The organism is Mycobacterium sp. (assembly GCF_050701675.1).
In the GTDB taxonomy this organism is placed as follows: Bacteria; Actinomycetota; Actinomycetes; order Mycobacteriales; family Mycobacteriaceae; genus Mycobacterium.
The window spans coordinates 1-7,609 of the sequence record NZ_JBOGDD010000882.1 but is presented as its reverse complement, the minus strand read 5'-3'; the positions used below and the strand labels follow the sequence as shown (position 1 = coordinate 7,609).

The 7,609-nt window shown below is 69.8% G+C and carries 9 protein-coding genes and 1 riboswitch; of the genes, 5 read left to right on the top strand and 4 right to left on the bottom strand.

Going from position 1 to position 7,609, the window contains the following annotated elements; all coding sequences use genetic code 11:
• On the bottom strand, positions 1 to 686 hold a 686-nt coding region (locus ACRDUX_RS26910), incomplete at its 3' end, for a glycerate kinase (RefSeq protein WP_526418250.1).
• Between the two features lie 71 nt (positions 687 to 757).
• Here ACRDUX_RS26910 and ACRDUX_RS26905 point away from each other — a divergent pair.
• Genes ACRDUX_RS26905 through ACRDUX_RS26890 form a run of 4 tightly spaced genes read left to right on the top strand, consistent with a single transcriptional unit; the run spans position 758 to position 3,827 of the window.
• Complete coding sequence (locus ACRDUX_RS26905) at positions 758 to 1,432, top strand: DUF3043 domain-containing protein (RefSeq protein ID WP_526418248.1); 675 nt, start codon at positions 758 to 760, stop codon at positions 1,430 to 1,432.
• A 6-nt stretch (positions 1,433 to 1,438) separates the two neighbouring features.
• Positions 1,439 to 1,993, top strand: coding sequence for a bifunctional adenosylcobinamide kinase/adenosylcobinamide-phosphate guanylyltransferase (locus ACRDUX_RS26900; protein ID WP_526418247.1), 555 nt, complete (start codon positions 1,439 to 1,441; stop codon positions 1,991 to 1,993).
• A 5-nt stretch (positions 1,994 to 1,998) separates the two neighbouring features.
• Positions 1,999 to 3,105, top strand: coding sequence for a nicotinate-nucleotide--dimethylbenzimidazole phosphoribosyltransferase (gene cobT / locus ACRDUX_RS26895; RefSeq protein WP_526418252.1), 1,107 nt, complete (start codon positions 1,999 to 2,001; stop codon positions 3,103 to 3,105).
• A complete protein-coding gene (locus tag ACRDUX_RS26890) occupies positions 3,102 to 3,827 on the top strand; it encodes an adenosylcobinamide-GDP ribazoletransferase (RefSeq protein ID WP_526418245.1) in 726 nt (241 codons plus the stop codon). Before cobT ends, ACRDUX_RS26890 begins: the two co-directional genes overlap by 4 nt.
• Positions 3,828 to 3,830: 3 nt before the next feature.
• Here ACRDUX_RS26890 and ACRDUX_RS26885 read toward each other — a convergent pair whose 3' ends face one another.
• From ACRDUX_RS26885 to gcvT, 3 genes are all read right to left on the bottom strand, one after another.
• On the bottom strand, positions 3,831 to 4,148 hold the full coding sequence (locus ACRDUX_RS26885; protein WP_526418243.1) for a DMT family transporter: 318 nt from the start codon (positions 4,146 to 4,148) through the stop codon (positions 3,831 to 3,833).
• A 12-nt stretch (positions 4,149 to 4,160) separates the two neighbouring features.
• Positions 4,161 to 4,226: riboswitch (guanidine-III (ykkC-III) riboswitch) on the bottom strand.
• Between the two features lie 50 nt (positions 4,227 to 4,276).
• Positions 4,277 to 5,383, bottom strand: coding sequence for a branched-chain amino acid aminotransferase (locus ACRDUX_RS26880; protein WP_526418241.1), 1,107 nt, complete (start codon positions 5,381 to 5,383; stop codon positions 4,277 to 4,279).
• 22 nt (positions 5,384 to 5,405) lie between these two features.
• Positions 5,406 to 6,503, bottom strand: coding sequence for a glycine cleavage system aminomethyltransferase GcvT (gcvT, locus tag ACRDUX_RS26875; protein WP_526418239.1), 1,098 nt, complete (start codon positions 6,501 to 6,503; stop codon positions 5,406 to 5,408).
• Positions 6,504 to 6,576: 73 nt separating this feature from the next.
• On the opposite strand from gcvT, the gene ACRDUX_RS26870 reads away from it, so the two are divergent.
• Positions 6,577 to 7,609 (top strand): leucyl aminopeptidase family protein (locus ACRDUX_RS26870; RefSeq protein WP_526418237.1); only part of this gene is annotated, 1,033 nt, incomplete at its 3' end.

Sequence of the window (7,609 nt, the reverse complement as noted above, 5' to 3'; positions counted from 1 at the left end):
GCACCGGGCTCGTCGCGCACCGCACGCCCCGCGGCAGCCTCGAGGTCGGCGGCCCAAGCGGTCAACCCGTCCTCGAGCACCGCGACGGTGGCGGGGTCGGCGCCCTTCTGCGGGCCGAACACGTGGGCCGCGCCCCTTGGGCCAAGCAACGGGTGCTCGACGTCGGTGGCGGCGATCAGGTCCACGTCGGCCAGCCGGGCGAGTGCGGCATCGAGTCCGCCGAGCGCATCGATCATGCCGCGGCCGCCGTCGGTACAGGCGCTGCCGCCAAGCCCGACGACGATGCGCTCGGCGCCCGCCACCAGCGCGGCGTCGATCAGTTGGCCGACTCCCCCGCTGTGCGCGTCGAGCGCGGTCCGCACCGTCGGCGGCCCACCTAGCAGCGCAAGGCCGCAGGCCTGGGCACATTCGACGTACGCCGTCCTCGTTTCGGCGTCGAAGACCCATTCGGCGATCACGTCATCGGTCAGCGGGCCGCTGGTGACGGCTGTCCGACGGCCGCCGAAGCGACTCGCCAGCACATCGACGAAACCGGGGCCGCCGTCGGACTGCGGCGCCAGTGTCAGCTGGTCTCGCGACCTGCCCCGCTGCCAGCCGGTGGCGATGGCGTCGGCGGCCTGCACGGCGGTGAGGCTGTCGCCGTAGCAGTCGGGGGCGATCAGCACGCGCAGCGCGGGGCCCGTCATTCCTGCAGGGTAAGTCCGCGTCGCAGGAGGTGCATGCTGGACGCCGCCGAATCGGAAGTAACCTGGCAGGTGTGAATCTGCTTGGCCGTAAGAAGGACACCCCCCAACCCGAGGAGGGTGACGACTCCGCCGCTGGTGGGTTGTCCGACGCCGAGCAGGAGGCCCGCGCCCGCGTCACTGCCCCGAAGGGCAGGCCGACTCCCAAGCGCAACCAGACCCGCACCCGAGGGCCGGTGGCGCCGGCACCGATGACGGCAGCGGAGGCCCGCAAGCGCAAGAAGGCGAACCGGCAGTCGCTCACCAAGGACGAGCGCAAGGCCGAGAAGCTCACCCGTCGCGCCGACCAGGCCGAGCGCCGCGAGAAGATGATGTCCGGTGACGACGCCTACCTCCTGCCGCGCGACAAGGGACCAGTGCGCAAGTTGACCCGCGACATCGTGGACTCGCGCCGAAACGTGCTCGGCCTGTTCATGCCCGCCGCGCTCGCGCTGGTCTTCGTGATGTTGTCGCTGCCGTCGGTCCAGATCCAGTACTACGTGCAGTTCGTCATGCTCGGGCTGGTGGTGGTCATGGTGATCGACGGGCTGCTGATCGCCAGGCGCGTCAACAAGGGCGTCGACGCCAAGTTCCCCGGCAACGGCGAAAGCGGTTGGAAGCTCGGCTTCTACGCCGCCAGTCGGGCTTCTCAGCTGCGCCGGATGCGGGCACCGCGCCCACAGGTCGAGCGTGGCGCCAAGGTCGCCTGAGCCGAGGTGCGCGTCCTCGCGCTGGGCGGTATCCGGTCGGGCAAGTCGCAGTGGGCGGAGGCGGCGATCACCCATGCGGTCGACCCCGGTGGGTGCGTCCGCTACGTGGCCACCGGTGCGATCCCGTCCGATCCCGAGTCGGATCCGGAGTGGTCAGCCAGGATCGCCGCGCACCGGCAGCGCAGGCCGTCACCGTGGTCGACGGTCGAAAGCGCCGACGTGGCAACGCAATTGCGCTCCGATGACGGCACCGCGACACTCGTCGACGATATCGGTGGCTGGCTGGTCGCCGCGATGGATCGACGCGAGGCGTGGACCGGTGGACCGGTGTCGGCGGACTTGGGAATGGACGTCGACGACCTCGTCGAGGCAGTCGGCGCCTTCCGGGGACCGCTCGCGCTGGTCAGTCCCGAAGTCGGGCTGACGGTGGTGCCCGCCACCGAGTCGGGTCGTAGGTTCGCCGACGGGTTGGGTGCCCTCAATCAGCGCTTGGCCGCGGTGTGCGACCGCGTCGTGCTGGTGATCGCCGGCCAACCACTGACGGTCAAGGAGACAACGTGACGGAAATCCAGCCCATCCCCGCCATACCGGCTCTGGACGACGAGGCCGAGGCCGCCGCCCGTGCGCGCCAGGCCACGTTGACCAAGCCACCGGGCGCGCTGGGCCGGCTGGAGGATCTGTCGGTGTGGGTGTCGGCCTGCCAGGGCGTGTGCCCGCCCCGGCAGTTCGAGCGCCCGCGGATCGTCGTATTCGCGGGTGACCACGGCGTGACGGCCGCCGGGGTGTCCGCGTTTCCCACCGAGGTGACCGCGCAAATGGTGGCGAACTTCGACGCGGGTGGAGCGGCGATCAACGTGCTGGCCGAGCTCGCGGGGGCCAGCGTGCGGGTGGTCGACGTCGCGGTGGACTCCGACGAGCCACTGTCCGAGGCCATCGGCGTGCACAAGGTGCGCCGCGGCAGCGGCAACATCGCGAAAGAGGACGCGCTGAGCGCCGACGAGATGGTGGCCGCGCTCGACGCGGGCCGGGCGATCGCCGACGAAGAGGTCGACTCGGGCGCCGACCTCTTGATCGCCGGTGACATGGGCATCGGAAACACCACGGCCGCAACGACGTTGATCGCCGCGCTGACGGGCTCGGAGCCCGTCGCGGTGATCGGGCGCGGTACCGGCATCGACGACGCAGGCTGGGCGCGCAAGACCGCCGCCATCAGGGACGCGCTGTTCCGGGCCCGCGACGTGTCCTCGGATCCCGTCGCGCTGCTTCGGGTCTGCGGTGGCGCGGATCTGGCGGCGATGGCGGGCTTCTGCCTGCAGGCGGCGGTGCGGCGCACTCCGGTGCTACTCGACGGCGTCGTGGTCACCGCGGCCGCCCTGGTGGCCGACCGGATGGCGCCGGGTGCGCGGTCCTGGTGGCAGGCCGGGCATCTGTCCACCGAACCCGCGCACGCCCTGGCGCTGGAGCGCCTGCAACTGGAGCCGATCGTCGACCTCGGGATGCGCCTCGGCGAGGGCACCGGCGCCACGGTCGCGCTGCCGATCCTGCGCGCGGCGATCGCCACGCTGGCGTCGATGGCCACCTTCGACGAGGCGAACGTGTCCGACAACGCGTCCGGAGCTGGGGGTCCCCCCGCTTGCGGGGGAGAGCGGAGCGACCCGGGAATCGAGGCGTGATCGGTTCACTCGCATCGGCTTTCGCCTTCGCGACGGTGCTGCCGGTACGCACGCGACACCCGTTCGGCCGCGGCGCCCTCAGTGCGCTGCCGGTGGTCGGCATTGCGTTGGGAGCCCTTGCGGCAGGGACGTCGTGGGTGGCGGCGCAGGCGTTCGGGACCGGCAATCCCCTGACGGGCATCGCCGCGGTGGCGGTGCTGGTCCTGGTGACCCGCGGCCTGCACGTCGACGGCCTGTCCGACACCACGGACGCGCTCGGCTGCTACGGGCCGCCCGAGCGTGCGCTCGCGGTGATGCGCGACGGGTCGGCGGGCCCGTTCGGCGTCGCCGCAGTGGTGTTGGTGATCGTCGTGCAGGGCCTGGCGTTTGCCATGCTCGGCCCGGTCGCGATCGTGGTTGCGGTCGCGGCGGGGCGCGTCGCAGCGGTGACGACTTGTCGTCGTTCGGTGCCTGCGGCGGCGGGCAGCTCGCTCGGCGGGCAGGTCGCGGGGACGCAACCGCTCTGGGTCGTCGCCGGATGGACGCTGGTGTTGGCAGGAGCGTCGGTGTTCGCCACAGCCCGGCCGTGGCAGGGACCAGTCGCGGTGGTCGCGGCGCTCGTCGTCACCGTGACCCTGGTGGCGCACTGCGTACGGCGGTTCGGCGGGATCACCGGTGACGTTCTTGGCGCCGCAGTCGAGGTGACGACCACCGTCGCGGCGCTCGGCCTGGCCGTCGGCTGAGACTCAACCGTGCAGGACCTTGAGGCCAATGACCGAGGCCGTGATCATGCCGATCAGGACGATCTTCAGCACTGACACCGCCTCGTCCCCCGTCGCGAACGAATACGAGGCGGTCAACACCGCGCCGATGCCGACCCACACCACGTAGCTGGTGGCCGTCGGCAGGTCGCGCATTGCGTAGGCCAGCCCCGACATCGACAACGTCAGCGCGACGAAGAACACCACTGACGGTTGCAGACGGGAGAACCCCTCGGACTTGCCCAGTGCGACGGCCCACACCGATTCCAGCACACCCGATATGACGAGAACGATCCACGACATGACACACCTCTATGAGCGCCGTCTTGTCGCTGGCCGGGTACGGTGCCGCTCGTCCGGTGTCCGTCTGGACGAATTCGATGGTAGCCGAGTCGCAACCACCAGCGGCGCTGAGCCGTCCTCGAGAAGGCCTAGTCGAGTCGGGTCATCCAGCCGTGGGTGTCGGCGAACTTGCCACGTTGAATACCGGTCAGGGTGTCGCGCAACGCCATCGTTACCTCACCGGGCTCGCCGTCGGCAATGGTGAACTCGCCGTCGCCGAACTTGACGAGCGACACCGGCGTGATGACGGCTGCCGTGCCGCACGCGAAGACCTCGGTGATTTCACCCGCTGCGGCCTTCTTCTGCCATTCGTCGACGTCGATCTTGCGTTCCTCGACGGAGTATCCCGCGTCGGTTGCCAACTGCAGCAACGAGTCTCGAGTGATTCCCGGCAGCAATGAACCGCTGAGTTCGGGCGTGACCAGACGCGCGGTACCTCCGCTGCCGAAGACGAAGAACAGGTTCATGCCGCCCATCTCCTCGATGTAGCGGCGCTCGATGGCGTCGAGCCAGACCACCTGATCGCAGCCGTTGTCCGTTGCCTCCGCCTGCGCCAGCAGCGACGCCGCGTAGTTGCCGCCGAACTTCGCCGCGCCGGTGCCACCAGGGCTGGCGCGCACGTATTCCGTCGACAACCACACCGACACCGGCTTGATGCCGCCCTTGAAGTAGGCACCGGCAGGCGAGGCGATCACCATGTAGCGGTACTCGACCGCCGGCCGCACGCCGAGACCCGGCTCGGTGGCGAAGATGAAGGGCCGCAGATACAGCGACTGCTCACCGCCTGCGGCGGGCACCCAGTCGTGATCGACGGCGATCAGCTGCCGCAGCGACTCCCCGAACACCGCTTCGGGCAGTTCGGGGATGGCCAGGCGCCGCGCGGAGGTCCGCAGCCGGGCGGCGTTGGCCTCAGGACGGAAGGACACGATGGAGCCGTCGAGCCACCGGTAGGCCTTGAGACCCTCGAAGACCTCTTGCGCGTAGTGCAGCACGATCGCGGAGGGATCGAGCTGGATCGGACCGTAGGGAAGCACCGTCGCGTCGTGCCAGCCACGGCCCTCGGTGTAGTCGATCGACACCATGTGGTCGGTGTGGAAGCGGCCGAAGCCCGGATCGGCCAGAATGTCGGCACGTACCTCGTCGCTTGCCGGATTCGCATTGCGGGCAAGCGTGAACTCGAGGGGGCCTTCAGTCATGTACCGATTGTATAACCCGTGACTATCGGGTTTTCGCCTCCACGAACGGCGGTGCGACGACTTCGCACTCGAGCGGCCGGCCGCGGACGTCGACCGTCACGTGCTGTCCGACGGCGATCTCGGCGTCGGTATCGATGAGCGCCAGCGCAATGCCGAGTTTCAAAGTGGGAGAGAAGGTTCCCGACGTCGTGACGCCGACCGGCCGATCACCGTCGAGCACCGTCATGTCGGCTCGGAGAACCCCGCGCCCCAACGCCTTCAGCCCGCGGAGCAGCCGCCGCGGCCCCGCCTGCTTCTCGGCAAGCAGGGCCTCGCGGCCCCAGAACGCATCCTTGCGCCACCCGATCGCCCAGCCGCAGCGGGCCTGCAGCGGGGAGATGTCCAGCGACAATTCGTGCCCGTGCAGCGGATAGCCCATCTCGGTGCGCAGGGTGTCGCGGGCACCGAGTCCGGCGGGCGCACCGTCAGCGGCCTTGACGGCCTCGACCAGGGCGTCGAACACGACGGCCGCCCGGTCCCACTGCGGCAGCAACTCGTACCCGTGCTCGCCGGTGTAGCCGGTGCGGCAGACACGAACGGGCACGCCTGCGAACTCGGCATCGGCGTACCCCATGTAGTCCATGGCGGTCGGTAGTCCCAGCACGCCGAGCACCTCGGCCGACTTGGGCCCCTGCACCGCGAGCACGGCGTAGGAACGGTGCTCGTCGGTGATCGTCAACCCGGCGGGGGCCCGCTGCTGCAGCGCGGTCACCACGGCGGCGGTGTTCGCCGCGTTCGGCACCAGGAACACCTCGTCGTCGGACACGTAGTAGGCGATGAGGTCGTCGATGACACCGCCAGAGTCGTTGCAGCACAACGTGTACTGCGCCTTTCCTGGTTCGATGCGACCGAGGTCGTTGGTCAGTGCGGAGTTGACGTACTCCGCGGCGCCCGGCCCGCGCACCAGGGCCTTACCGAGGTGGCTGACGTCGAAGAGTCCGACGGCGTTGCGGGTGGCGTTGTGCTCGCTGACCGTGCCCGCGTACGACACCGGCATGAGCCAGCCTCCGAATTCGGCGAAGCTCGCGCCCAGTTCACGGTGGCGATCCTCCAGCGGGCCCTTCAGCAGGTTCTCACTCACGGCGAGCCAGCCTAATCCCCGGGTCGCTTCGCTCCTGCCCGCCGTACCTAATCCCCGGCGCTAGGGTGATCGCGTGAGCACCGTACCCGGCTACCAGTCCCCCACCGTCACCGTCGCCGCCGCCCTGCCCAAGCGCGGCATCGGCTCTGCGGTATTGATCGTTCCCGTAGTCACGGGTGACGACGACCAGGCGACCGTGGTCGCGAACCCATTCCTCGACGCCGAGGCGGTCGGCGAGATCGAGGTGGCGCTGAAGGCGCTCGGCGCCAAGGGCGGCAGCGACCAGACCACCCGGGTGATCACCCCGTCCCTACCGGTCGCGAGCGTGCTCGCCGTCGGGCTCGGCAAGAACCGCGACGAATGGCCGGGCGACGTGATCCGCCGGGCCGCCGGGGTTGCGGCCCGCGCGCTCGCCGGCACCGAGAGCGTCGTAACGACACTCTCGGAGCTCGACGTGGCGGCAACGGTCGAGGGCCTGATCCTCGGCGCCTACCGGTTCACCGAGTTCCGCAGCGCCAAGACCGCACCGAAGGAAGCCGGGCTGTCCAAGATCACGGTGTTGTCGACGGCGAAGAGCGCCAAGGCCGACGCGGTCCGTGGGACGAACGTCGCCACGGCGGTTGCCACGGCACGTGACTTCGTCAACACGCCCCCGAGCCACCTGTTTCCCGACGAATTCGCCAAGCGTGCAAGAGCTCTCGGCGAGTCGGTGGGCCTGCGAGTCGAGGTGCTCGACGAGAAGGCTCTCGAGAAGGGCGGGTACGGCGGCATCGTCGGCGTCGGCAAGGGCTCCTCGCGTCCGCCACGACTGGTGCGCCTCACCCACGAGGGTGGCAAGTCGAAGAAGGCCAAGAAGGTCGCCCTCGTCGGCAAGGGCATCACCTTCGACACCGGCGGCATCTCGATCAAGCCCGCCGCCAACATGCATCACATGACGTCCGACATGGGCGGGGCGGCAGCCGTCATCGCCACCGTGGTCCTGGCCGCCAAGCAGCAGTTGCCCATCGACGTCGTCGCTACGGTGCCGATGGCCGAGAACATGCCGTCGGCCACCGCGCAGCGACCCGGTGACGTCCTGACGCAGTACGGCGGCATCACCGTCGAGG